The 22,672-nt window shown below is 42.4% G+C and carries 24 protein-coding genes and 1 pseudogene; 16 read left to right on the forward strand and 9 right to left on the reverse strand.

Annotation, left to right across the window (positions count from 1 at the left end; genetic code table 11):
- Positions 1–538 precede the first annotated feature (538 nt).
- Positions 539–1,120, forward strand: a pseudogene (locus V7K36_RS12095) (S-layer homology domain-containing protein); the annotation flags it as partial.
- Positions 1,121–1,635: 515 nt separating this feature from the next.
- Positions 1,636–2,880 (forward strand): S-layer homology domain-containing protein, encoded by a 1,245-nt coding sequence (locus V7K36_RS12100; protein WP_335115971.1) that lies wholly within the window; start codon positions 1,636–1,638, stop codon positions 2,878–2,880.
- A gap of 272 nt (positions 2,881–3,152) precedes the next feature.
- Here V7K36_RS12100 and V7K36_RS12105 read toward each other — a convergent pair whose 3' ends face one another.
- On the reverse strand, positions 3,153–4,508 hold the full coding sequence (locus V7K36_RS12105) for a GAF domain-containing sensor histidine kinase (protein WP_335115973.1): 1,356 nt from the start codon (positions 4,506–4,508) through the stop codon (positions 3,153–3,155).
- A gap of 285 nt (positions 4,509–4,793) precedes the next feature.
- Here V7K36_RS12105 and V7K36_RS12110 point away from each other — a divergent pair, with 285 nt between their 5' ends.
- Entirely contained in the window at positions 4,794–5,111 is a 318-nt protein-coding gene (locus tag V7K36_RS12110) for a DUF3155 domain-containing protein (protein ID WP_041566316.1), read from the forward strand.
- 448 nt (positions 5,112–5,559) lie between these two features.
- Here the strand turns inward: V7K36_RS12110 and V7K36_RS12115 are convergent, their stop codons facing one another.
- Both V7K36_RS12115 and V7K36_RS12120 read right to left on the reverse strand, forming a co-directional pair.
- Positions 5,560–6,090, reverse strand: a complete 531-nt coding sequence (locus V7K36_RS12115; RefSeq protein ID WP_335115975.1) for a cofactor assembly of complex C subunit B — start codon at positions 6,088–6,090, stop codon at positions 5,560–5,562.
- A 192-nt stretch (positions 6,091–6,282) separates the two neighbouring features.
- Positions 6,283–6,630, reverse strand: a complete 348-nt coding sequence (locus tag V7K36_RS12120; RefSeq protein WP_334824307.1) for a PadR family transcriptional regulator — start codon at positions 6,628–6,630, stop codon at positions 6,283–6,285.
- A gap of 689 nt (positions 6,631–7,319) precedes the next feature.
- Between V7K36_RS12120 and V7K36_RS12125 the strand changes: the two genes are divergently transcribed.
- The 5 genes from V7K36_RS12125 (at position 7,320) to rpsN (ending at position 12,070) form a co-directional block, all read left to right on the forward strand.
- Positions 7,320–7,898 carry a DUF3611 family protein gene (locus tag V7K36_RS12125; RefSeq protein ID WP_335115977.1) on the forward strand — a complete coding sequence of 193 codons (579 nt, stop codon included), beginning with the start codon at positions 7,320–7,322 and terminating at the stop codon, positions 7,896–7,898.
- Between the two features lie 592 nt (positions 7,899–8,490).
- The gene (gene serS, locus V7K36_RS12130; protein ID WP_335115979.1) at positions 8,491–9,771 is read left to right on the forward strand and encodes a serine--tRNA ligase; all 1,281 of its coding nucleotides are present in this window, start codon (positions 8,491–8,493) and stop codon (positions 9,769–9,771) included.
- A 103-nt stretch (positions 9,772–9,874) separates the two neighbouring features.
- Entirely contained in the window at positions 9,875–10,975 is a 1,101-nt protein-coding gene (rseP, locus tag V7K36_RS12135; RefSeq protein ID WP_334947898.1) for an RIP metalloprotease RseP, read from the forward strand.
- Positions 10,951–11,691: an endonuclease III gene (nth, locus tag V7K36_RS12140; RefSeq protein WP_335115981.1), complete on the forward strand. Its 741-nt coding sequence runs from the start codon at positions 10,951–10,953 to the stop codon at positions 11,689–11,691. Before rseP ends, nth begins: the two co-directional genes overlap by 25 nt.
- A gap of 76 nt (positions 11,692–11,767) precedes the next feature.
- On the forward strand, positions 11,768–12,070 hold the full coding sequence (gene rpsN, locus V7K36_RS12145) for a 30S ribosomal protein S14 (protein WP_196526635.1): 303 nt from the start codon (positions 11,768–11,770) through the stop codon (positions 12,068–12,070).
- A 62-nt stretch (positions 12,071–12,132) separates the two neighbouring features.
- Here rpsN and V7K36_RS12150 read toward each other — a convergent pair whose 3' ends face one another.
- A complete protein-coding gene (locus tag V7K36_RS12150; RefSeq protein WP_292760139.1) occupies positions 12,133–12,462 on the reverse strand; it encodes a hypothetical protein in 330 nt (109 codons plus the stop codon).
- Between the two features lie 102 nt (positions 12,463–12,564).
- Between V7K36_RS12150 and aat the strand changes: the two genes are divergently transcribed.
- The 6 genes from aat to rpmA all read left to right on the forward strand — a co-directional run bounded on the left by aat (position 12,565) and on the right by rpmA (position 15,694).
- The gene (aat, locus tag V7K36_RS12155) at positions 12,565–13,140 is read left to right on the forward strand and encodes a leucyl/phenylalanyl-tRNA--protein transferase (RefSeq protein ID WP_335115983.1); all 576 of its coding nucleotides are present in this window, start codon (positions 12,565–12,567) and stop codon (positions 13,138–13,140) included.
- Between the two features lie 113 nt (positions 13,141–13,253).
- Positions 13,254–13,583, forward strand: a complete 330-nt coding sequence (locus V7K36_RS12160) for a hypothetical protein (RefSeq protein ID WP_335115985.1) — start codon at positions 13,254–13,256, stop codon at positions 13,581–13,583.
- The gene (locus V7K36_RS12165; RefSeq protein WP_335115987.1) at positions 13,583–13,798 is read left to right on the forward strand and encodes a hypothetical protein; all 216 of its coding nucleotides are present in this window, start codon (positions 13,583–13,585) and stop codon (positions 13,796–13,798) included. Before V7K36_RS12160 ends, V7K36_RS12165 begins: the two co-directional genes overlap by 1 nt.
- The gene (locus V7K36_RS12170; RefSeq protein WP_335115989.1) at positions 13,795–14,325 is read left to right on the forward strand and encodes a hypothetical protein; all 531 of its coding nucleotides are present in this window, start codon (positions 13,795–13,797) and stop codon (positions 14,323–14,325) included. The genes V7K36_RS12165 and V7K36_RS12170 overlap by 4 nt, the downstream gene beginning before the upstream one ends.
- 634 nt (positions 14,326–14,959) lie before the next feature.
- Positions 14,960–15,367, forward strand: coding sequence for a 50S ribosomal protein L21 (gene rplU, locus V7K36_RS12175; RefSeq protein WP_334947905.1), 408 nt, complete (start codon positions 14,960–14,962; stop codon positions 15,365–15,367).
- Positions 15,368–15,397: 30 nt separating this feature from the next.
- Complete coding sequence (rpmA, locus tag V7K36_RS12180; RefSeq protein ID WP_179068071.1) at positions 15,398–15,694, forward strand: 50S ribosomal protein L27; 297 nt, start codon at positions 15,398–15,400, stop codon at positions 15,692–15,694.
- A gap of 100 nt (positions 15,695–15,794) precedes the next feature.
- On the opposite strand, the gene V7K36_RS12185 is transcribed toward rpmA, so the two are convergent.
- From V7K36_RS12185 to V7K36_RS12200, 4 genes are all read right to left on the reverse strand, one after another.
- On the reverse strand, positions 15,795–15,920 hold the full coding sequence (locus V7K36_RS12185) for a hypothetical protein (protein WP_335115991.1): 126 nt from the start codon (positions 15,918–15,920) through the stop codon (positions 15,795–15,797).
- A gap of 704 nt (positions 15,921–16,624) precedes the next feature.
- Positions 16,625–16,996, reverse strand: coding sequence for a four-helix bundle copper-binding protein (locus V7K36_RS12190; RefSeq protein ID WP_335116074.1), 372 nt, complete (start codon positions 16,994–16,996; stop codon positions 16,625–16,627).
- A gap of 331 nt (positions 16,997–17,327) precedes the next feature.
- The gene (locus V7K36_RS12195) at positions 17,328–18,497 is read right to left on the reverse strand and encodes a pyridoxal-phosphate dependent enzyme (protein WP_335115993.1); all 1,170 of its coding nucleotides are present in this window, start codon (positions 18,495–18,497) and stop codon (positions 17,328–17,330) included.
- A 247-nt stretch (positions 18,498–18,744) separates the two neighbouring features.
- The gene (locus V7K36_RS12200) at positions 18,745–19,935 is read right to left on the reverse strand and encodes a pyridoxal phosphate-dependent aminotransferase (RefSeq protein ID WP_335115994.1); all 1,191 of its coding nucleotides are present in this window, start codon (positions 19,933–19,935) and stop codon (positions 18,745–18,747) included.
- 189 nt (positions 19,936–20,124) lie between these two features.
- On the opposite strand from V7K36_RS12200, the gene V7K36_RS12205 reads away from it, so the two are divergent.
- The gene (locus V7K36_RS12205) at positions 20,125–20,724 is read left to right on the forward strand and encodes an MBL fold metallo-hydrolase (RefSeq protein WP_335115996.1); all 600 of its coding nucleotides are present in this window, start codon (positions 20,125–20,127) and stop codon (positions 20,722–20,724) included.
- Positions 20,725–20,859: 135 nt separating this feature from the next.
- Positions 20,860–21,963 carry a bifunctional diaminohydroxyphosphoribosylaminopyrimidine deaminase/5-amino-6-(5-phosphoribosylamino)uracil reductase RibD gene (gene ribD / locus V7K36_RS12210; protein WP_335116076.1) on the forward strand — a complete coding sequence of 368 codons (1,104 nt, stop codon included), beginning with the start codon at positions 20,860–20,862 and terminating at the stop codon, positions 21,961–21,963.
- Between the two features lie 33 nt (positions 21,964–21,996).
- Here ribD and V7K36_RS12215 read toward each other — a convergent pair whose 3' ends face one another.
- Positions 21,997–22,215, reverse strand: coding sequence for a hypothetical protein (locus tag V7K36_RS12215; protein WP_334832735.1), 219 nt, complete (start codon positions 22,213–22,215; stop codon positions 21,997–21,999).
- Positions 22,216–22,672 lie beyond the last annotated feature (457 nt).

Here is a 22,672-nt window from a genome sequence, read left to right on the forward strand (position 1 = left end):
CCCCAAATTGGGTGCATATACAGGACGTACTTTAGTAAAAAACAATCTGACATTTTATAATGGTGGTTCAGGTATTCATGCATTTTTTAGCGATCATGTTGATATTATAAATAACACTGCGGTTTTAAATAATCAGAGTCCAGAAATTAAAGGCGCGCAAATATATGCTAATGCATCATCTGATGTCAAAATTCTAAATAACATTCTCTATGCCTATCCTGGCAAGGAGATTAATAGTAACATAAAAAATCAAAACGTTATTTATGATTATAATATTTACCTCAATAGTTCAAAGATAAGTGTTAAGGGTCCTCACGATATTGTTGCAGACTCAGAGTATTTAAGTAAGCATCCCACTCTAGAAAAAACATCTGACGATTGGACGCAGGTAGATAAACAAAATCCGCCAACGCGAACTTATGTAAAGCCTAAGTTGACAGCTTTTGTTTGTGAGCCAGTGAGTTATAGTTTGCAAGAGAAACTCATCAAAGTGGGATGCTCCCCGCAATCTTCTGCTGAAACGGCTCAAACGACTCCAACTACTTTTTCTGATGTTTCATCTAACTATTGGGCAGCACCATTTATTCAACAATTGTCACAGCGAGGTGTAATTGTCGGATTTCCTGATGGTAGCTTCCGCCCTGAAGAACCGGTGACACGCGCTCAATTTGCCGCGATGGTCAACAAAGCTTTCCAAAAAGCACAGCAACGGCAGGCAATCAATTTTACTGATGTACCCAGCAACTATTGGGGATTCAGTGCCATTCAGCAAGCTTATACCATTGATTTCTTATCAGGATATCCTGGAAATCGCTTTAAGCCTAACCAAGCTATTCCCCGCGAGCAGGTTTTGGTTTCCCTCGCTAACGGTCTGAAATATGCTGCTGGCGGCAATACCGAAAGCACTCTGCAATATTTCAACGATGCCTCTAATATCCCTAGCTATGCCCGTAGCCCGATCGCCGCAGCAACTGAGAAGCAAATTGTGGTCAACTATCCGAATGTGAAGTTACTAAATCCAACTGCAACTGCTACACGCGCCCAGGTAGCAGCTTTTATTTACCAGGCGTTGGTTAGTTCTAATCAAGCTTCAGCAATTAACTCGCCCTATATCGTGTCAAACCTCAGCAATTAACTGCCCGACATCAGCAAGTGATGACTTTAATCACCCCTGATCGGCGATCGCCACTTTAAATATAGTGTGCGATCGCTTTCATTTTTAACCCGAAAAATTCTATTTAACAGCAACTATTTTATACTCTGTATCGTCTCACCCAGTATCCAGATTTATCAGAATACTTATTTAATTGTGCTAAGAGATAATACGGTGGCTATACTACTTTGATCGCCTAAGTCAAAGGGCGTAAATAATTAAAGGTTGATCTGAGGAATTTAGTCCTCACTTGAAAGCTGAAACCCTTACTACAAAATCATCTTAATATTATTTACATTACTTAATATACTTTGTTTTATTCTCGCCTACTTGCCTCCTTCTTTTGACAGATATTTTTTGCTCATGCCTGTACGTCTAAAGTAATAATTTTTACAATATGCAGAAACAATTGGGAACTTAACACTTCAGCAAATGTCTAGTTAATTAACAGTAAAAGCAGTAATTGTACTGAAATAAAAATAATGTTTACTTTAAATCGTTGGCAATCTCGAACAGCTGCACTTATGGCTTTGAGCGTCACAGTGGGTACTGTAGCGCCTTTGATTACAGCTTCGCCATCTTTGGCTCAAACTACTTTTTCTGATGTTTCATCTAACTATTGGGCAGCACCATTTATTCAACAATTGTCACAGCGAGGTGTAATTGCCGGATTTCCTGATGGTAGCTTCCGCCCTGAAGAACCGGTGACACGCGCTCAATTTGCTGCGATGGTCAACAAAGCTTTCCAAAAAGCACAGCAACGGCAGGCAATCAATTTTACTGATGTACCCAGCAACTATTGGGCATCCAGCGCCATTGAGCAAGCTTATACCATTGATTTCTTATCAGGATATCCTGGAAATCGCTTTAAGCCTAACCAAGCTATTCCCCGCGAGCAGGTTTTGGTTTCCCTCGCTAACGGTCTGAAATATGCTGCTGGCGGCAATACCGAAAGCACTCTGCAATATTTCAACGATGCCTCTAATATCCCTAGCTATGCCCGTAGCCCGATCGCCGCAGCAACTGAAAAGCAAATTGTGGTCAACTATCCGAATGTGAAGTTCCTGAATCCAACCGCAACTGCTACACGGGCACAGGTAGCAGCTTTTATTTACCAAGCATTGGTTAGTTCTAACCAAGTTTCAGCAATTAACTCGCCCTATGTCGTGGCGGCTGTCGGGTCTACTACCCCAACACCTGGATCAGTCACAATTCCCCAAGGGACTGCTATTGCTGTGAAGTATGACAAAGCACAAAAAATTCTGGTTACAAAGGATGAAACAGCGCCTTTGACATTGACAGTATCCCAAAACGTGGTTACGCAACAAGGAACTATAGTGATTCCTGCTGGTAGTCAGATTATTGGTCAACTCAAACCTGCTACAGGCGGTTCTCAATTCGTTGCCGAGAAACTAGTTTTGGCCAGTGGTCAGGAGTATCAACTGAACGCTACTTCTGAAGTGATTACCAAAACTGAAACCGTCAAGAAGGGTATTAGTACTAGTGCAATTATCAAGGATACTGTATTGGGTGCAGGTGCAGCAACTGCCATATCTGCTGTCACTGGCGATCGCGCCATTGCCACAGAAGAAGTCTTGGGTGGTGCTGGTATCGGTGCATTGGTTGGTCTGATCTTGGGTAGGAATAGTGTTGACTTAATCGCCATTGACCCAAATACCGATTTACAAATGACAATCAATCAAAACTTGTTGGTTTCATTAAGATAGTCATTGGTCATCGGTCATTGGTCATTGGTATTTATAAAGGACAAATGCAGGGCTATTTCATTCTCATCTAGCCCGCCTCAGAATGAATTCTGAGTCTAATAGCGAAAGTCGTCTAAAGACGACTCAGACAAAGTTATAGTCCGTTTTAACAGACTTTAGCTATAAGCCCGGAACTTTAGTTCTGGGCGGTTTATGTTTAGAACGAAATAGCCCTGGGATAAATAACCAACTCTTAACTTCAGTTATTAGCCATTATGACTAATGACAAATGACTAATGACAAATTTCCGGCAACCAAATAATAAACGTAGTCCCCGGCGCATCGGGTGAAGTTAGCTTAGAGTTGATTGCAGGGCTGAAAACCTCGATTTCGCCCTGCATTTGCTCTATTAATTGTTTAGCGATCGCTAACCCCAAACCTGTACCAGGTATTTCTGTTTGCGCTTGTACACCCCGATAATGCCGTTCTCCAAGATGCTCTAAATCCTGGGGTGGAATGCCTGGCCCGTTGTCACTGATGACAATTCCCTGAAAATTAGCTTTTTCTCGCCCCGCCTGAATCAAAATTTTACCACCACTAGGAGTGTATTTCAAAGCATTATCGATGATGTTAGTTAATACCTCTCGTAATGCTTTGATATTGGCACATACTAGGGGTGAATTATGTTGAATTTCAGTTATTAGTTTTAGCTTTCGCTCTTGTGCGATCGCTTTGGCTGATATTAATAATGGTTCTAATATATCTGCTAGCGAGCAGTCAACTGCTTTATCTCCCGTTCCCGGCAATAATAACAGTGGTTTAGCGGATTTTTGGATAGTTGCTTCTACAAATACTTCATTTTCTGCCAGATGTAGTGGTGCTAAATCTGCCTCTGTCAAGTCGATTACTTGATCAAATTGTTGCAGCAATTCTTGGAGACGATCGCTTTCCCGCACAATACTATTTGCCACATCCCGGTTAGGGTCTGCTGGTTGCAGTCGTTTCAATAGCAGTTTGCCAAAAGTCCGCAACGCCGTTAATGGGTTACGAAACTGATGTAACAAGTTATCCAGCAAATCGCGCTGTTTTTCTTGAAGAATTTGTTGCTCACGTAACTGCTGCTCAAACCATGCTCGCCGTTGATCTAAAATACAAGCGATCGCTAATGTTTGGGCTATCCGTTGAATCTGACTTTCCTCGTGTTCATTCCATACGCGATCTTCCCTACCTGTCACCAGTAACCCCATCATCACACCCTCATAAATCAGAGGTAAAACAATTTGGTTGCCACTAAATAAGTATTCCTCTTTTAGATGGGGTTGAGACGCATCTGGAATTTCAGACTCCCGTGACGAAGTAGCAGATTCTGTCCCTGCTGTCAATAACCTTCTCTGACGATTGGGTAATACAAACACATTTCCAACTTGAAGTTGCTTGTGTACTGTCACTTCAGCAGTCTCCTCCCCTGGCGGTAATAATGCTGTTTCTGGGTAAATCACCACAGGAATCAGTTTGGCCTCACCTGAAGGAGTCTCTACCAATTCTTGTGTTAGGTACACAATACTTAATGTTGCTCCCAGCCCTTGGGTTAGCAGCGCTATTTGCTCTCGACACAGAGCAAGAAAATCGGAACTGGCAGACATTAACATTTTTTAGCTCTTGCTCAAGATTACAGATTTTGAGGCATGATTAAGAGAGGATACTTAATTTTTACCTCACTCATTTAATAAAGCTTAACTAAAATCTTCTTCGTGATGGTTTGTACTAAGAGATTATATTTGAATACTAATTTTGTTTTCTCTATCTTCAAAGATATTAACTTTCTTATATTAAAAGGTAAAAAACTATTGATATTTTGAACTAGAACCTATATAATGGCGACTGATTTTGTAGCTACCACTACAATCTATAGCTTGAAAGAGGAGGACAATAGATTGGCAAGGAGACGCAAAAGGAAAAGTCGTCGTCGTCAGGAAGGACGGCGAATTTTGGAGCATGTGCCTCAATATAGCATCGAAAGTGGCGAAGAAAAACCTGTGACAGCAGCGAGAAGATTCATTCAAGCTGAAGGTATTTTGCCACCGGCGTTGCTACTTGTAAAGCGAAATGAACACACAACAGATCGTTATTTCTGGGCAGAAAAGGGACTGTTTGGTGCTCAATACGTAGAGGAAAACCATTTCTTGTTTCCTAGCTTGAGGGTGTTAGAACCTTCACCAGGTCAAGAACCTCTTGCTTTAGCTAGTCGGTGAACCAGAGATGGTCATCTTACGCATTGAATGTGGCTCCTGACTACCATTAACTGGCAAAATTGCTAAGTTTATGCAAAATTTAATTTTTTTTTAGTTTGGAGCTGATTTGCCAGTAAATCTAGTCCAGGTAGTTGGAAAGTAAACTTCTCTCAAACCATGCTAGATTGAATGGGTTGATGCTATTTTGATGATGCAGAAGGGAGTAGGTATAGAGCCAAGCGCGTCCAAAAGCGCTAGTGAAATTGCGCTCTTATGCCGTAGATTGTTAAGCAAGCTCTGTCAACAAATTTAAGTTAATAAATTTAAATTTTCCCCACGGCACAAGTTGTGGGGAAAATTGACAAAGCAGCATCATTGATTTCCTCCTTCCTACTTTCCATTGCCTAAAGAGTAGGTCAGGTCAGAAGTCTGCATATCATAGTTAAAAGATGGTCACAAAAATCAAAAATTATTCACCAGGCTTTAGCTGTAGAGTCCTCTGTAACTCACTGAGTTCATCCCGATGGGCAACTACAGTGATCTTAGTTGAGGAGGTTTGTTCGCTCTGAGTTGTTTCTACTTTGAGCGACACCTTCTCAAGTCTTCCAGATTTTTGCCAATAAAACAGACCGCTTAAAGGCGACAGCAGTACCATAGCCAGAACAAGGGTACTGAGGCTAGGGAAAAGCATGGACACTACTAATGATAGACAAACAATACCAGTAGCTGCTAGTAGAGTTAGAAATATAGCTAAGAACCAGCTGGGGCGAACATTACCTTCAAAAGTCACCTGGTTTTTTTCTCTATCTACCGCTACCACTCGGTAAGACCGCGATCTAAAATACTCTTTTAATTGAGACATTAAAGCAGCTTCACCTTGCTCAGATACCAGTTGTGCTGTTTCTGTACGGTCTTTAGTCGAGGCACGTATAAAGAAAAACAGCCCAACCGATAACAACAAGGTTAGCAGGAACGTAGATGGCAGAATAGCAGTATCCATAACTAATTGTTAGTGTTTGACTGGAGGAGACTTATTCATTTTGAACCTCCCATGACTAGAAGTCACGCGATTCCTGCTATTCGTTATACCAATTTGAACTAATGATTGCGACAAATGGAGCGCCAGTGCGATTACCAGGGACTCTTCCACAATCTAAAATCTAAAATCCAAAATCTAAAATCCAAAATGGTATTACTTTGTCCTCCTGTTGATGTAGTCTTGCCAAAGCAAAGCTAAATCCTGCGCTTGAACTTGCCATTCTGGAGAAACTTGGTACATTCGCCTGGGGCGTCCCCGTCCTTCGAGTTTTTTCCAATATCCACTGATTGCCCTTTGGTCTTCCAGAAATTTGATTGCACTATAAAGTACGGTATCCGAAAGCCTATAGGTGGAATATTCAGTTTCTAATTGCTCAATCAACTCGGTTCCGTAGGATTCATTTTGTAACAAAACAGACAGTATGTAACAAACTGCTACTTCCTGACAAAGGTAAGTTGGCGGAGGATTCTCAAAGAATTGATATATATCCTCAAGTTTCATGGTTAGTGAATGGCTAAAAAAATGCCTTAGGGTAAGTATACAATCCTTGTAGTCAGTATACAGTGGTACTGCTCAATGAGTAATATATATAAAGCTACTTAGACTAAATTGTCAAAGCGTAAACACCAAATAATTACCCACGCCTGTGAAGTTGTGGGACGAGTTTGCGAGTTTTAGGGGCACAAGACAGTCTACCCCTATCCAAGCTCGATACGGTGTGGTGAGAAGCGAACAGACGGTGGCGAAGTCACTACCTTGGTGTTAAGTGATGCCGATCTGGTTAGAACTGCTTAAGCAATAAAATGCCATCGAAGAAATTTTACAGGTAAAATGCTATTTTGTCTGCAAAAGTTAATAAACACTTTGTTTTACAGTAATTTTCTCAATGCAGATTCTAAAAGCTTAGGCTAAAGAATATGTCTGGGTTAAAGCTGCTACGCCTATGGACACACCTCAGCAGTAAGCATTTCTGATTTCCTCAACCAGAAAATCTCTTGTCTTATTTGGCAAGTGTGATAGTAAATTTATCAAAGAAGACGCAAAGACTACGAAAAGGAGAGACGCAAAGTGCGAGACCTCTCAACAACGCTTTCCGTGTCCCCCGAAGTTCTGTTCGGCGTCAGCCGCCGCTCAGACTTCTCTTTGTGTTTTTGTGTCCTTTGAAAGCGCCCAGCAAATTGGTTCACAGTATGCCACAAACTCCCGATGCCCCATCATCTTCCTCAACTCTCCGGGCAATTGCCCAAACTTTTCGCCTTATAGGTTGGATTAGCTTCTGGATTCAGCTAGTACTAGGCGTTGTTTCTAGCATAATTGTGCTGCTGTTCGCCGTCTTTAATCAAAGAACTGGCAGTCCTAGTAATAATCCTGGAACTGGCTTTGGCGTATTTTTAGCAATTTCTGGACTGGTTGTTTTGGGTGGGGGGATTTATTTAGCTTACCGTTACACTAGAATTGGCAAGCAATTGGAATCCTCCAATCCCAGCAACCGCCCTCGGAAAAGCGAGACTGTGCAAGTATTACGCTTAGGGCTGTGGGTGAATTTAGGGGGAACGCTGGTGACTCTTTTAGGGGCGCAAGCGATCGTTGGTACACTGGTAGCAAGATCCATATCTCCTCAAGCTATAACTACCCAACTTTTTGACCCTACCCGGATTATTAGCGGTCTAGATATGCTTGTGGTACAGGCAAACACCAACACTGTCTCAGCGCACTTTGCAGGGCTTGTGGCGTCGCTTTGGCTACTGAATCGCATCAACAGACCCTAGAAACAAGAGTCCCAAGCAAAAATCAGCCAAAAATCAGTATTTCTTTTAACTTATCGTCAAATAAAGCGTTTAAGACTCCAACCAAAACACCTAGTTTCAATTTCAGTCGGGGTTTAAATCCCTCTCTGAAATTGTCTAAAATGTTTGAATTTTGAATTTTAGACTTCTTGTATAAATCAAAAATTAAGAACCCCACCCCGCATTTGAGTAAAGCAAACGCTCCCCTCCCGAAGAGCCTACGGTGTATACACAAGTCCTAAAATCCTTGCCTGGTAAGATACAAGCCTTAATGGGCAAGGTTTTGATTTGATCAAGTTGATTATCAATAGTGTCAGATTATTGATAGAGGCATAACGGAAAATCAAGGATTTTAAAAATAATTTTCCGTTCTTTTCTGTCCATTTGATTGCCAACTAGACTTGTGTATACACGGTAGCCCGAAGAGCGGGGAGGGGTTGGGGGTGGGGTGTTAGGGACTTTTGGAAGAGGTCTTTTGAATTGTTAAGTTTGCTTTTCTGCTCATGGCAAGCCAAAATCAGTATATGCTGATGTGTTGGCAGGTAGATAATAGGCTAAAAACTGAGAAAAATCTGTGCTGGATATCAAGCAAATACGGGAAAATCCGCAATTAGTTCAAGAACGATTGAATAGTCGTAGTGGTAAGTATGATATTGAACCGATATTACAGTTAGATCGGCAACAACGGGAACTTGAGGGAACACGCAGTCAACTCCAAGCCCGTAGCAACGAAATCGGTAAAATTGTCGGGCAAAAGATTAAATCTGGGAGCAATCCTCAAGACCCAGAAATTCAAGCTTTGCGCGATGAAGGTAACTCTGTCAAAGCTACCTTGAGCCAACTGGAACCCCAGGAAAAAGAACTCAAAGCTGAAATTGCCCAACTTGTGTTGGCACTTCCCAACTTACCAAGCGACTCTACACCCCTTGGAAAGAATGAGGAAGATAACGTAGAAGTGCGCCGTTGGGGTGATGAGTACATTCCCCAAAATCCGAATATTCTCCCTCACTGGGAAATTGGCGAGAAGCTAGGTATTCTCAATGTTGAGCGAGCTGTAAAAGTTGCCCAAAGTCGCTTTGTGACATTGATAGGCGCTGGCGCGGCTTTGGAAAGGGCATTAATTCAATTTATGCTGACTCTCCATACTCAAGCTGGGTATGTGGAAGTCAGTCCACCTCTGTTAGTGAATACCGAGTCTTTGACGGCGACCGGTCAGTTACCCAAGTTTGCTGAAGAAAGCTTTAAATGTGCTGATGATGACTTGTGGCTGATTCCGACAGCTGAGGTTCCAGTTACAAATCTCTATCGGGGTGAAATTCTCGCTGCTGAAGATTTGCCTATCTATCACTGTGCTTTTACTCCCTGTTTTCGCCGCGAAGCTGGTAGTTATGGGCGCGATATGCGGGGATTAATTCGCCTGCATCAGTTCAACAAGGTGGAAATGGTGAAATTTGTGGAACCCAGTACATCTTTTGATGAACTGGAGAAATTGGTGGGGAATGCAGAAGCAATTTTACAGGCGTTGCAGTTGCCTTACCGAGTCGTAAATTTAAGTACTGGAGATTTGGGATTTGCTTCTACCAAAACTTATGATTTAGAGGTTTGGTTGCCTTCTTCTGGCAAATACCGCGAAATTTCCAGCTGTTCCAATACTATAGATTTCCAGGCGCGACGGGCTGATATTCGCTTCAAAGAGGCGGGGAAGAAAGGTACTCAGTTCGTACATACCCTCAATGGTTCGGGTTTAGCTGTGGGAAGGACGATGGCAGCAATTTTGGAGAATTATCAACAACCTGATGGGACGGTGAGGATACCAGAAGTGTTGCAACCTTATTTGGGGCGTGAAGTTTTGTAATTTGTGATTAGTCCTTTGTCTCTTACCAATGCCCAATACCCAATGCCCAATGCCCAATTAGAATGGAGATAACTATAGCTTAATATTTTCACTAATTTACTCTATGTCAGTTTTAGCAGCGATCGCAGTCTTGGCTGTTTTGATTTTGGTACACGAGTTGGGACATTTTGTTGCAGCACGTTCTCAAGGCATTCTGGTTAACCGTTTTTCTTTGGGTTTTGGCCCAGTTCTTTTTAAGTACCAAGGTTCACAAACCGAATATGCTGTCCGCGCCTTTCCCTTGGGCGGCTTTGTGGGCTTTCCCGATGATGACCCCGATAGCGATGTTCCACCCAATGACCCAAATCTGCTGCGTAACCGTCCAATTTTAGACCGGGCGATCGTCATCAGTGCCGGAGTGATCGCAAATTTAATATTTGCCTATTTGGTGCTGGCTCTGCAATTGGGTATTGTTGGCATTCCCAAGGAATTAAACTATCAAGCTGGTGTCCTTGTACAGCCTGTTAATCAAGAATCTGTTGCCTATCAAGCAGGAATTCGGGAAGGGGATATTATTCTGGCTGTGAATGGTCAGGAACTCCCGGCTTCTGATAAGTCAACTCCTTTGCTGACAAAAGAAATTCAAACTCATCCCAATCAGCAAATCGAACTGAAAATTCAGCGTGAAAACCAACAAAAAACCCTGAAATTAACACCAAAACTGGGAGCCGATGGCAAAGGTGTAGTTGGTGTGGCACTCAGTCCAAATGCTACAGCAGTTTATCGCCGTCCTAATAGTCCTTTTGAAATTTTCGTCATTGCTGCTAACAGGTTTCAACAATTATTTGTTGGCACACTTAGCGGTTTTGGACAGTTGATTACCAATTTTCAACAAACTGCTGGGCAAGTTTCTGGGCCAGTTAATATTGTCAAAATCGGTGCAAAATTAGCTGCTGATAATAGTGCAAATCTGTTGTCTTTTGCCGCAATTATCAGCATTAACTTGGCTATCATCAACATTTTGCCTTTACCAGCTTTGGATGGCGGACAACTCGCTTTTCTGCTGATTGAAGGTTTGCGTGGTAAGCCTGTGCCTGCCCGTATTCAAGAAGGTGTCATGCAAACCGGTTTGGTGTTACTCTTAGGGTTAGGAATTTTTCTGATAGTTAAAGAAACCACCCAATTAACTAGCGAATTGGAATGGGTACAAAGATTGTTTCAGTGAAAATAGGGAGTGGGAGAGACGCGATTAATCGCGTCTGTACGGGAGTGGGGAGTAGGGAAAAGAAACTTTTACCTTTAAGGAAGCGATCACTAGAAATTTTAGCTCGTCTGAAGCGTCTTTATCCAGATGCTACTTGCTCTTTGAACTACTCAACACCAGTACAATTGTTGGTGGCAACGATTCTCTCCGCTCAATGTACTGATGAGCGGGTAAATAAGGTGACACCAGCTTTATTTGGTAAGTTTCCCGATGCTGCTAGTTTAGCGATCGCTGACTTGGTAGAATTAGAAAGCTTGGTGCGTTCAACTGGGTTTTATCACAATAAAGCCAAGAACATTCAAGCCGCCTGTCGGATGATTGTCACTGAGTTTAACTCTGTTGTCCCCAACCAAATGGAACAGTTGTTAAAGCTTCCAGGTGTGGCGCGGAAGACAGCAAATGTAGTTCTTGCTCATGGCTATGGCATTAATGTTGGAGTGACGGTAGATACTCACGTTAAGCGCCTGTGCCAACGTTTGGGTTTAACTGAGCATACAGACCCCGTTCGGATTGAGCAAGATTTAATGGGTTTATTACCGCAGCCTGATTGGGAAAATTGGTCAATTCGGTTGATTTATCACGGTCGTGCTATTTGTAAAGCCCGCTCTCCCGTCTGCGTTGCTTGTGAGCTTGCCGATTTATGCCCTGCTGCTAATAAGCCAGTGGTTGTAGGTTAAGCGACACCAGTAACCGCAGAATTGATGAAGAGACTGTAGAATGGGGAATGGTGTCTTTAAATAAGTTACAGAGTATATGGCAAAAAAGAGCTTGATTGAGCGCGAGAAAAAGCGCAGCAGGTTGATAGAAAAGTATGCTGATAAGCGAGAAGCGCTTCTGGAAGAGTTCAGAAGTGCAGCATCTCCTTTGGATAAATTGGAAATCCACCGGAAGATTCAACAGCTACCGCGAAATAGTGCGCCCACCCGCCACCGCAACCGTTGCTGGTTAACTGGTCGTCCTAGAGGTGTTTACCGCGATTTTGGACTGTCTCGAAATGTGCTGCGAGAATGGGCGCATGAAGGTCTTTTGCCTGGAGTTGTTAAGTCTAGTTGGTAGTCATTGGTCATTAGTCATTAGTCATTTGCAAACGACAAAGGACAAATGACAAATGACAAAAATTATTGACCACAACATTTATCAATTCCCAGACTTTCTAAGAGTAGATCGCTGACGGCGTTGGCGATCGCAAACTCTCCATAGAAACTATTGGAAAAATCATACGACTGCATCTCTGTGACAATGGCAATTACCAGAGAACCAAGGTCGTTTTCTCCTTCCATCCGTTGACGCACAAAAATCTGTGCGGCTCGTTGGGCAATATTTTGGTTGACTGCTTCGGGGATAAATTCGGTATCTAGCCAACGTTGTAAACGCTCTCGTAACCATTCACCTTCGAGTTGAGGATTTTCAGGTGGTGGTAAGGTGATGGGTGGAATTGGTTGAGTCATTTTTTTTAATCCAGAAGGACGCGGAGGGAAACGCAGAGGAACGCTGAGGTTGACTTTTAGCATCAAATTGCGTTTCTAAGAGTGTTTTTTTTATATTTATTTATGCAATATGATATCGCTGCTATTGTTGAGGGCTATGCACAAGGCTATTTTCTCATGGCTGATGAGCGCGATCGCCTGAGTTGGTACGGAAGTCGCGATCGGACTTTTATTCCTTTGGATGAACGGTTTCGTTACCCTAAGTCTTTGCAGCGTGTTCTCAATCAAGAACGGTTTACTGTGGCGATTAACCGTGATTTTGAGGCTGTGGTGGCTGGGTGTGCTGATAGAGAGACAACTTGGATTTCACCGGAATTACAAGAGATTTACTCGCTACTTTATCAGAAGGGTTACGCTTATAGTTTTGAAACTTGGCAAGGTGATGAACTAGCTGGGGGAATTTTGGGGATTGTCATTGGTGGGGCTTTCATTGGCGAGTCGATGTTTTATCGCATTACCGAAGGTTCAAAGGTAGCGATGGTAAAGTTGGTGGAAAGATTGCGCCAGAGGCAATTTGTGTTTTTCGATGGCCAGATGATGAATCCCAATTTGGAAAGATTTGGTGCTTATCGGGTTGGCGATAAAGAATATCAAGCTTTACTCAAGGAAGCGTTGCAACGTCGCTGTAACTTAGTATAAAGCTTGAAAAGATTATAAATAATTTATACCCAAATAAGTTAAGCGGTGTGGTAGCAAAAGCACGAAGTTGGGAACAATAAGCTGTAGCTAAAGTGCTTTGAGGGTCAACTGTTATGATTCAACTCATGGTAGGGTGTGTCAAAAATTTATTCAACTATTCCAAGGTAGAGGAGTTCACCCTAGTAGAGGAAGTAACGCCCAGTCGGATGGGCTTCTATTTCGAGCATGATGAACTCAAAGGTTTGATGGTAAGGCTAAAAGGTTTTGAGACAGTTGAATTCACTGATGCATATGGTACACCACTCACTCCAGAGGGTATTGATAAGCGTTTTGGCAAAGATGGCGGAATTGACTGCATCATCCATATTATTGCCCCCAGTGAAAAAGGTGCAAAGAACGTAGCAACAAGGATTAGAAACATCTTTATCAAAGGTGACTATTGATGGCTCAACACAAAATTGCTGTGGAGTTTAAAAATCGGCATCTGACCCGTCCAATGCTAGATATGATCGTCGGCGCTCAACTCCGCGCTGTCCCGGACGCAACTGAAATCATCGTTCGGTGTCGTTCTGCTGCGAAAACAGCATATGAGGCAATTGATTCATACGGTATTAGAATCACGATAGTGGCCAGGGAAGCGACCCCTCAAGACTCATGAATTATAATCTAAACTTCTCACTGGAATTTAAAAAAGACGGTTCATACATCATCTACAATCCAGAGGATTTTGTTGAAAAGCCAATTTTAATATCAGTTCCTGATGTTGTTAAGCTTTTTGAGCATTTTATCGAAACGTTTGAAGAAGTTGGTATTGTTGAGCAAGCTTCAACTAGAAGTATTCAGAGTGATAAAAAAAAAGAAACTAATAACGTCAGTAGTCAAGAGCAGCCATTTGAACAAAAATCAGCTACCACATCTGCTTCTCTAAAAGGTTTGTCTGGCAGAGTATATATTTGTAAATCAAAAGAGCTAGATGAAGCTGTCCTTAATCAATTTTGCACTAAACTTACAGAGTATCTTCAAGTATCTTGCTCAAAGCTTGCCCCAGAAAATTTCCTTTCCGAGGAAAGTAGTTTATCTTTTTCAGGACTGAGAGAAGTTTTTGAGATACGTAACTATCTAGCTAAGTACACTAAGAGTAAAAAAAGAACTTATCAAGAGGGGTATATAGCAGTTTTCAAATGATTGGAATATGTCTCATTTTTGGTGATATTCAAAATCGCACTTAAGGTTGTCTGTTATTTTTCAACCTTGAGTGCGATCGCTAATCTTGTAGGTTGAGTTGGCGCTAGGAAACCTAACATCTTTTTCTACTCACAATCTTAACCACTTCCACGATGAGAAGTGCGATCGCAGGATTTATTCTTCATCTGAAATAAGCGATAATTGGCTTAAATGTTTCTTTATTGTTCATTAAGCTTTGATACAGTTTGAGTGGGACGAAACAAAGAATCTTGAAAATATTCGTAAACATCGAATTGATTTTGCAGATGTCCCCGGAATGTTTGACAATTCCATGCTGATAAAGCTCTGATGAGCGTTTTGATTATGACGAAGAACGCTGGATCGGAATCGGCTTTTTAGGCAAAGGTGTAGCGGTTGTCGTTTGGACAGAACGACAGAACAACATTGACCAGATACCAATGCCAAATCCAAAAATCCTGTTAGAGCTTGACTTGATACCTATTAATAAAATAGTATATTAGATTGTCTGTCTAATTCCTGCTCGGATCAGGTAGACATATTACAAAAGCTGGCAAAAGCTTCTCTACAGGAGATAAAAACCAGCTACCTGTACGGCAACCTCAAGGACAATTCCATGACCTACGCAATTATTGAAACTGGCGGCAAACAAATACGAGTAGAGCCAGGGCGGTTTTATGACATTGAACTGCTTACGAACGAACCAGATGAAAAAGTTACAATAGACTCCGTATTGCTCGTGCAGCACGATGGCGAAGTCACCATTGGACAGCCACTAGTGACAGGCGCGACCGTAGAAGGGACTGTAATGCGACATTATAGAGGTCGTAAAGTTCTGGTATACAAAATGAAGCCGAAAAAGAAAACCCGCAAAAAGCGGGGGCATCGTCAGGAAATTACCAGACTTATGATTGACACCATCACCCTTAACGGTGCAGTGTTTGCTGCCCAAGGAGCAACGGAGGAGGAAATCCCCGTTAAAGATGAGACTCCTGCCGAAGAAGTTGAAATCGCTGCTGAATAATAAAAAGAAGTAGATAAACAAGAGGAAATCATGGCTCATAAGAAAGGAACAGGTAGTACACGTAACGGTCGTGATTCTAATGCCCAGCGTCTGGGTGTCAAGCGTTATGGCGGTCAAGTTGTACGTGCAGGAAACATTCTCGTGCGGCAGCGTGGCACCAAATTTCACCCTGGTAACAACGTCGGTATTGGTAGCGATGATACTCTGTTTGCCTTAATTGACGGAGTTGTAACCTTTGAGAGAAAGGGTAAAACCCGTAAAAAAGTTAGTGTTTACTTACCCGTAGCTGCTGTTGAGGCAGCCCCTGCTGAGGCAGTAGCAAGTTAGAGTGTTAGGGTGGGGACTTATTACCCACCCTAATCGCCAGTTAGCACTGATCTGATGGTCAGATTTGCTTGACACTCTCTGCGCCTCTAGTCAGAGATTCTTAAGACTTTTCGGCAAAAGCTAGACTAACTCTATTTTTGGCGAAGGTATTGTTAGTGCGATCGCTTTTCTCCTCGTGCAGCAGGTTAACAAAAGTGAGAATGGCGATGTCTTCATATTTTGCCATTTTTTGCAAGAGATAGCTGATTAGGACTTACGCACTATACAAATAGACGGTAGTATGCATGAGCGCTACTTGTACGGGTTAAGAAGTTTTCCCTCGCTCCTATTTCCAAAATTGGAAATGTAGTTTCCGCTCATGACGATGCTTTCTTAGCTGACTTGGATTTATTCTTGTAGCTGTGAGGCAAACAGGAAATATCGCAGTCACAGAAGCATGTAAGAAAGAAGTTACACCTTATTTACATAATTGTCTTTCTGTCAATGCGTAAGTCCTACTGATTTTAATGTTGGTATAGCTTGGACTTTGGACAAAAAACCAGTTATAGCAGTTTTCACTGGATTAAAATTGGGACTCAATCGTAGTTTATCATTGTTCGTTATTAGACAGATATCTCTATCCGTATTATCTCGCAGTCTTTTTCAGAAATCAAATATGATTCCTATAGATACCATTAGTTACTTCAACAGATCCCAAGCTAACAATGATTTTACTGGATAAGACTATTTTTAGTGCGTTCCCGCTTCGGGTTGCCGTAGGCATCGCTTCTAATCCAGAAACTAATTTAAATAATATTAATGCTTTTTATAGTATTGGTTTAGACTTGCATCAACTAATAATTTTAGAAGTCTTTACTTCAAGCGCCCAGACCCAAAGAGTCTGAGCGCTTGAATATTAGGTTGCAGAGAAACTTCTGCTAAGTAGGGGAATTATGCGGGCATCATCTGCATACTTCTGCAAGACTCTGCACACTTACGGCAAGCGGCAGCACATTCCATCATTTTTGCGTCATCGCTGATCATTTCACAAGCCATTGCAGTGCGATCGCACATTTCCGCACACAGCATACAAGTGCGTTCCATAAATTCAGAACCGCTCATCATCATATTCATGCACATCATGCACATTTCAGAGCAATCGCGCATCATGCTCATCATGCTCATCATGCTCTTGTCCATCTGCTTACCACCTTTGCTCATACAGTAAGTCATTGTTTCCATGCACATTTTGTGACATTCCATGCAAGCATCCATGCAGGTTTGCATTTCGGGAGTCATGGTTTCAGTCATCGTCATCATCATCATCGCAAATACCTCCTGGTTTTTTGATGCATAGATAGTGTCCTTCAAAGGACTACTGATAACATTAGTCCTATCCTTTTAAAGAGTCAATGGGGTTTTTAATCCAGAATTCATAAGCCTACTATCCCGATATAATTACCGGGATTTTTAACGAATTCTACACTAGTTTAGTGTTGTTTCTCTGGGGATTACTACGCATTAAGGCTTAGAAACCCCCGTTTTGGAGTGAGGTTTTCTTGAGCAAATCAAGTTTCCGTCAGGGATCAAAAGTTACAGTTAAATCTGGAGGAAAATAATGTTATTTTTTTTAACAAACGCCTAAACAAAGCATTTAACCTAGAGCATTTTCTAAATCAGCTTGCAAATCTTGCTGATGCTCAATTCCTACCGAAAGACGGACTAAATTATCTTTTATTCCCCGCTTAAGTCGTTCTGCTTCTGGTAAAGAACCGTGAGTCATTTTGGTAGGATAGCAAAGCAGCGATTCCACACCACCCAAACTTTCAGCCAGCAAAAATAACTTGAGTCGGGAAGCGAATCTTTCAACCTCAGGAAAACTACCTTTTAATTGCAAACTAATCATCCCTCCAAAGCCAGACATTTGCTCTTTTGCTAATTGATGTTGTTCATGACTGGATAAGTTCGGCTCTGTTAATCTTGCTACATACTTGAGCGCTGCGGCTACTGCTGTACCACAGGAACCTCCTACTAATAAACCTTCTTCTCGTGCTAAACGACGAGCCATATTAAAAGATTCTTTATCACTAACCCGAACCATTTCATCGACTAATTGACGATTAAATGTCTTGGGAATAAAGTCTTCACCAATTCCTTCAACTTTGTAAGATTTGGGGGCATCACCAGAAAGAATTGAACCCTCTGGATCTGCACCAACGATCACTATATTTGGATTTTGGTCTTTCAGATATTTAGCAACTCCTGAAATTGTACCACCTGTTCCCATACCTGCAACAAAAACATCAACTTTACCATTACTATCTGACCAGATTTCTGGGCCGGTACTTAAGTAATGCGCTAAAGGATTATTCGGGTTTTCAAATTGATTTGGTCTGTAAGCTCCTGGTATTTCTTTGGCGAGTCTTTCCGCTACACCGTTATAACTTTCTGGCGAGTCAGGGGGTACAGATGTGGGAGTAACAACTACTTCTGCACCATAAGCTTTGAGTAGGTTAATTTTATCTTGGCTCATTTTATCAGGCATGACGAAAATACAGCGATACTTTTTCACTGCTGCAATTAATGCCAGTCCCACACCAGTATTACCTGCGGTAGCTTCAATAATTGTGCCACCGGGTTGTAATTGGCCTGTTTTTTCGGCGGCTTCAATCATCGTAAGGGCAATTCTATCTTTGGTACTCCCGCCAGGATTGAGATATTCTACTTTGGCATAAATAGTTGAGTGAATGTCTTCGCTAATTTTGTTAAGTCTGACTAATGGAGTTCTACCAATTGCTTGCAAAATATTGTCGTAAGTAGGCATATAGCAGTCCTAAATAATTTGTAAAATCCTTTATTTCTTATCTTCGCGTCCTTTGTGTCCTTTGCGGTTCGTAAAAAAAGTAATTTTGACAACTCAGATAAGATTGCTATAGTTGTTCCCTACTATTAATAAAAAATAAGGTGTGATGGGTCTTTCGTATTGAATTAATTTGGATGCGAAACGAACCGCGTTCGCGCAGCGTCTCGTTAGAGAAGGACGCAAAGAGCGCGAAGATAAGAGATGAATGTTAAGATGTCGGTTGTAGAGTTGCTTGGAGTTTGAGTAAGCGATCGCTCGCTATTTGTAATGTCTCAGGTCTTTTGCTGAAGCAAAATCTGATTAATGAATGTCCTTTTTCTGGTTGGCTGAAAAAGCTGGAACCAGGAACTACGGCAACACCAATCTCTTTAATTAGATGGTAAGTGAATTCAACATCTGTTTTATAGCCGAATTTGGAAATATCTGCAAGCACATAATAAGCTCCTTTGGGAACAAAATAGGGAATGCCAACTTTATCTAAAATCTGTAAAATGCACTCTCGCTTCTGGTGATAAAGTTTGGCTAGTTCTTCATAATAGGATGGTGGCAGTTGCATGGCGGCAACTCCGGCTCGTTGCAATGGTGCAGGAGCGCCAACGGTGAGGAAATCATGGACTTTGCGAATCGCTCCTGTCAATTCAGGGTTGGCCAAAATGTAGCCAACTCGCCATCCAGTGACGCTGTAAGTTTTGGAAAGACCATTGATGGTAATTGTGCGTTCTTCCATACCGGGAAGGGTCGCTAGGGCAATATGTTGAGTGCCATCATAAAGAATATGTTCATAGATTTCATCAGTGAACGCTAACACATCCCACTTTTGACAAAGTTCGGCAATTAGGGTGAGTTCTTCACGGGTGAAGACTTTGCCGGTGGGGTTGTGGGGTGTGTTGATAATAATGGCTTTGGTATTGGCATTAAAAGCTTGACGCAACTCTGATTCATCAAATGTCCAATGGGGGAGATGTAGTGTTACGTAGCGGGGTGTAGCACTAGCTAAAATCGCATCGGGGCCGTAGTTTTCGTAATATGGCTCAAATACAATTACTTCCTCACCGGGATCGACGGTTGCCAGCATCACAGCTGCCATTGCTTCTGTGGAACCACAAGTAACGGTGATTTGGGTTTCGGGATCAATATCTAAGCCCAGATACCAACCAACTTTGTTGGCGATCGCATCACGAAATGGGCGATCGCCCCAAGTAATTGCATACTGGTTGACATCTGCCTCTATTGCTTCGTAAGCTGCCTGTTTCAACTCCAAGGGACAGGGAAAATCAGGAAACCCCTGAGCCAAATTCACTGCACCGTATTGCACTGCTACCCTTGTCATTTCTCGAATCACCGACTCTGTAAACTGGTCTGCTTTCGCTGATATCTTTTTGCGCCCAATCTCACTCACCTGTATACCTCCGTTGATCTCTTTTGCGCTTCGGCGGGAATTTTTATAAACCTGATAAAATCCATAATATCGATAGATTCATCGTAGTATACTCAAATTCGAGATCCATAGGGAATGCAACCTCATAATCTATATACTTAATTATTGAGATTAATAGTCAATTATTGAAGGTACTGATCCAGAATCATCATGAAATCTTTGCACCGTCCCGATCTCTATAGCTGGTCAAATTTCAATCCGGCAAGAAATATTGATTTCAATGGGATTGCCTGGATTCGCCCAGATGGCAACATCTTGATTGACCCAGTAGCCCTATCAAATCATGATTGGAATCATCTGAAATCCCTCGGTGGTGTAGTTTGGATTGTGCTGACGAATTCCGAGCATGTCAGGGCAACTAAAGAAATTGCCGATCAAACCTATGCTAAGATTGCTGGCCCTTTGGCAGAAAAAGACACTTTTCCTATACATTGCGATCGCTGGCTGTCTGATGGTGAACAGTTCGTACCAGGACTGGAGGTGATTGAACTCCAAGGCTCGAAAACTCCGGGTGAATTGGCTCTGTTACTGGAGGAGACGACTTTGATCACAGGAGATTTAGTCAGGGCACGCAAAGCAGGTAGCTTAACAATTTTGCCAGATGACAAGCTGCTGAATCGAGAGAAGGCTTTTGCTTCTGTTCGCAGGTTGGCTCAACTGAGTCGGGTAGAAGCAGTGCTGGTGGGGGATGGTTGGCCAGTCTTCCGCGATGGAAGCGATCGCTTACGGGAACTTGCAGCGACGCTGTAAATAGGTGGTTAGCACAGCTAGCTGTGCTAACCTACAGGAGATTGTGGTTTAAATAGATAAAAAAGGCTGTAAGAAGAATTGTTTGGATCGAATTCTCCTATAAAGCAAAAGGTAGGAAGTGACTTTGACTCTCGCATGATGCTGCGGTGTTTGGAACTTGCTCGCCGCGCTTTAGGACGTACTTCGCCAAATCCGCTAGTGGGAGCGGTGATTGTCAAGGATGGCAAGATTGTCGGCGAAGGGTTTCATCCTCGTGCAGGTGAGCCTCATGCAGAAGTGTTTGCCTTGAGGGCAGCAGGCGTTGGCGCAGCCTCTCCCCAGGAGAATCGCGCTCGTGGTGCGACAATCTATGTCAACCTCGAACCTTGCAATCACTACGGACGTACTCCCCCTTGTTCGGAAGGATTGATCCAAGCTGGAGTAGCAAAAGTGGTGGTGGGTATGGTTGATCCCAATCCACTGGTAGCTGGAGGTGGTATTGCCCGTTTACGTGCGGCGGGGATCGAAGTGTTGGTAGGAGTAGAAGAGTCAGCTTGTCATCAGCTAAATGAAGCTTTTGTGCATCGCATTCTCTACAAACGACCTTTGGGAATTTTAAAATATGCCATGACTTTAGATGGCAAAATTGCTACCATCTCTGGTAACAGCGCCTGGGTGACAAGCCAAGAGTCCCGTAGTGAAGTACATCAACTGCGGGCGGCAAGTGATGCAATAATTGTCGGTGGTAATACAGTCCGACACGATAATCCTTACTTAACCAGCCATCAGGTGGGGGCACATAATCCCCTGCGCGTGGTGATGAGTCGCCATCTCAACTTACCGGAAAATGCTCATCTGTGGCAAACTGCGGATGCTCCAACTTTGGTGTTGACACAGGAGGGCGCTAACCCCGATTTTCAAGAACTGTTGCTAAAAAAGGGGGTGGAGGTGGTGAAATTAACATCACTTACACCAGAAAAGGCAATGGCGTACTTATATGAGCGGGGTTTTTGTAGCGTGTTGTGGGAATGTGGTGGTACATTAGCTGCAAGTGCGATCGCTCAAGGAGCAGTACAAAAAATTCTCGCATTTATCGCCCCGAAAATCATTGGTGGTAGCACTGCTCCCACACCTGTGGGCGATTTAGGTTTTACTACCATGACTGAGGCGTTGTCTCTAGAACGTGTTCGTTGGCGTGTAGTCGGCTCTGACTGCTTAGTTGAAGGTTATTTTCCCCAAAAAGCCAATAGTCAAGAGTAATAACGCATCAAGTAATTCATCGTGATTTTACGATCATGAACACTGACGTTCCTGAGCAATATCACGTATAAGGGCTAGCCGAGATTGAATGTAGTGGCACAGAAAATCAGTTTCGTTAGAATCTAACAACACTTGCGTTTCGGTTTGTTTTACTAACCACTGCACCAAGCTAGCATCATCCAGTTGCAAGAGGAGCTTGGCTTGGGCGGTTTCAACCACTGACCAAAGCTGACGCATAATCGTAGGAGTCATCAGACCTCAATTGAATAATTAGCTTTGCTATCTTCAGATTACACAATTGCGATCGCACTTTCCGTCATGAATGTAGAAGCTGAGATAAGTATTATAAAAAACTTAATAATGGTATTTATAACTCAATACAGTTCAGTTAAGGATAATTGTAGGTTGGGTTGAACGAAGTAAAACCCAACAAACCCTGCAAAATGTTGGGTTTCGTTCCTCAACCCAACCTACGCTGGTTTTGGTTTTTGGCTCTAACCCAAGCGTATTGATTTATAACTTTATGAAGATTAAGAATTTAAAACTCAGTTTGGAAAATGGGGATTGGGCATGGAATAGACAGATTTTCATGGATTTAGTTGCAAAACTTAGAAAACAAATCCACTAATTCTAAATCTTGCTCAAACAGAAATTTAGCATTTTGAGCATCAAATACACACTCAGATTCATCCTGCTTTGCTAATGCAAA

It is taken from the genome of Nostoc sp. (genome assembly GCF_036919555.1).
Taxonomy (GTDB): Bacteria; Cyanobacteriota; Cyanobacteriia; order Cyanobacteriales; family Nostocaceae; genus Nostoc.